Source organism: Mesorhizobium sp. P5_C1 (assembly GCF_054049815.1).
In genome coordinates this window covers 1-2,206 of sequence record NZ_JBFULQ010000733.1, presented here as the reverse complement: position 1 = coordinate 2,206, position 2,206 = coordinate 1, and the positions used below count along the sequence as shown (strand labels likewise).

Here is a 2,206-nt window from a genome sequence, read left to right as displayed (position 1 = left end):
ACTTTGGAGCCCGTCACCTTTTACCCAAGGTGGCGGGCTTTTTGTTCAGGAGCGACGCGCCGTGGCARCGGAACCAAAGCGGTCGCGACATCTATCGGGACGGACAGCGTCTCCATCACCGCCATCATGGYGAGCAGGCGTTTTACGACAATGGCCAGCGCGCCTGGCAGCGCCGGCATCACGGCGGCCGCGATGCGGTCGTCATCAYGGGCTCGGCCGACCGTCCGATGCATCGGCATCGCCACGTCATCATCCAGCAGGACGACAACAACAACGACTACTGATCTTAGCCCTATGGCCCGGCTSCTCGAKCGCGAGAGCCGGGTCATCTYATYCAATTYGYCTAAAWTGTTCCGGAACCATTTTAGCGCATGCTAATTGAAGCGCGGCTTGCGAGACAGTTCATGCGTTTGAAGTTCATGGAGAAGCCTCCCCGAGGGCGACGCTGAATTGGATGTGACCTCCCTTCGGGATCATCTCGGCCAGGATCTCGCGMCGGTCYTCMAGAGGCATGTCGCGYAGRTCGTGGCCSTTSAGGTGCAGRAGRTCGAAGGCGACGAAATAGAGGTCTTGCTGGCGCCGAGTGATCGCCTTCCGGCTAGATTCACGAGGTGAAGTTCGACGGCTACCGCTCCCAGATCGTTCTCGACGGCCACATCGTCCGCATTTTCACCCGCTGCGGGCTCGACTGGACGTCGGAGTATCGCGATCTAGCCGCCGCTGCCGCCTTGCTCGATGTGGAAAGCGCCACCATCATCGACGGCGAGATCATCGTTCTGAACGACGCCGGCTTATCTGACTTCGCCGCGCTACGAAGCGCGAGACGGCAAGCCAGCCTTCGCGTTGATGGCCGATCGGGCAACCGGCAAGTATGTCGGTTCTGCCTTCATCAACTCCAGCCGCGCCGTCCGCGAACGGCTATGGAAGCGAGTCCAGGAGCACGCAGGACCGCCTCCCAAGGGCATGAAGCGGCCGGCCACGCAATGGGTCAAGCCGGGCCTGATCGGCCGAGTGAAGCACTTGCGCGGCGAGGACGATCTGCGGCATGCCTCGCTGCAGGATTTTCGGGAAGAAAATTGAGGTTTGGGGCGCAGGCCTACGGCGCTTGTGCTGGCGCGAAAAAGCAGTTTTCGTGCTCCTCGGTCGGGTGTAGGCAGATATGAAAATTGTCATCGCCAGACGGAATTACGGCATTCGCCGTGGCAGCAGGGCCTCTATCGAACGATCCTCGACAGCTGGACGATGCTCTTATGAAGYCGTTCCGCCTCCACCAGRAAGCGSTCGATTTSAGCCTCTGAAAGCTGYTTGGAAAGTTTSGTTCTAGCCATCGCGCCATGGCGGCTTTTTGCGTTCATGTCTGAGATCGAGCGGTTTATGCCCAGGCCTTTCATGCCAAATGATTTGCCGAAGATCCCGAATATCGACCAACTGGCCACAGGCTGGGCAGGGATAGAAATTCTCTCCGCTTATCATTAGGTTCGCCGGCATGACGTTGCCGGGAATGGGCGGGCCGAGTTCGGTTAGCTTTGTCATCACCGTCAAACATTCAATTTGCCTAAAAAGTTGCGGAACCATTTTAGCGCATGCTAATTGAATACCCCCGGTTGCGGGTCAGTTCATGCGTCAAGAGTTCGTCGAGCCTTTGATGCCGACCTTGGTGGAGAAGCCTCCCGAGGGTGACGGCTGGATGCACGAAGTCAAGTTCGACGGCTMCCGCTCGCAGCTCRTCATCSACGAAGACGGCACCRGGATYTACACGCGCAAYGGCCACGACTGGCCAAGTATCGMGAYCTAGTGAAAGASGCGGAGACGCTGGAGCCGAAAGCGCCATCATCGACGGCGAGATCATCGTGCTCAACGACGCCGGTCTGTCCGACTTCGGCGAACAGCGCAAGGCGATCACTCGCCGCCAGCATGACCCTTTTTTCGTCGCCTTCGACCTGTTGCATCACAATGGCCACGACCTGCGCGTCATGCCGGTAGAAGATCGACGTGAGATCCTGGCCGAGATGATCCCGGACGGCGGCCGTATCCAGTTCAGCCAAGCGTTGCCAGGCGATGCCAAGGCGATCTTTCATCTGCTGGACCAGGCCGGGCTTGAGGGGATGGTGTCCAAGCGGCGCGATAGCAAATACGGCAGCGGCCCGTCGACGAGCTGGCTGAAGGCGAAATGCTACACGATCGACGAATACGAGCTGCTCGGCAT

General features: G+C 59.1%; 4 protein-coding genes and 1 pseudogene. 4 read left to right on the top strand and 1 reads right to left on the bottom strand.

The window, feature by feature from the left end:
- Nucleotides 1–29 precede the first annotated feature (29 nt).
- Entirely contained in the window at nt 30–284 is a 255-nt protein-coding gene (locus ACXJ7R_RS30565) for a hypothetical protein (RefSeq protein WP_457155067.1), read from the top strand.
- A 133-nt stretch (nt 285–417) separates the two neighbouring features.
- Here the strand turns inward: ACXJ7R_RS30565 and ACXJ7R_RS30560 are convergent, their stop codons facing one another.
- Nucleotides 418–588, bottom strand: coding sequence for an ATP-dependent DNA ligase (locus ACXJ7R_RS30560; protein ID WP_457155066.1), 171 nt, complete (start codon nt 586–588; stop codon nt 418–420).
- Nucleotides 589–611: 23 nt separating this feature from the next.
- Between ACXJ7R_RS30560 and ACXJ7R_RS30555 the strand changes: the two are divergent.
- The 3 genes and pseudogenes from ACXJ7R_RS30555 to ACXJ7R_RS30545 all read left to right on the top strand — a co-directional run.
- Nucleotides 612–815, top strand: a pseudogene (locus ACXJ7R_RS30555) (ATP-dependent DNA ligase); the annotation flags it as partial.
- A 31-nt stretch (nt 816–846) separates the two neighbouring features.
- Entirely contained in the window at nt 847–1,080 is a 234-nt protein-coding gene (locus tag ACXJ7R_RS30550) for a hypothetical protein (protein WP_457155068.1), read from the top strand.
- Between the two features lie 596 nt (nt 1,081–1,676).
- A partial coding sequence (locus ACXJ7R_RS30545) for an ATP-dependent DNA ligase (protein ID WP_457155065.1) occupies nt 1,677–2,206 on the top strand: 530 nt, incomplete at its 3' end.

Coding starts and splice junctions, on each gene's coding strand:
- ACXJ7R_RS30550 (WP_457155068.1), top strand. CDS start 847: ATGGCCGATCGGGCAACCGGCAAGTATGTCGGTTCTGCCTTCATCAAC.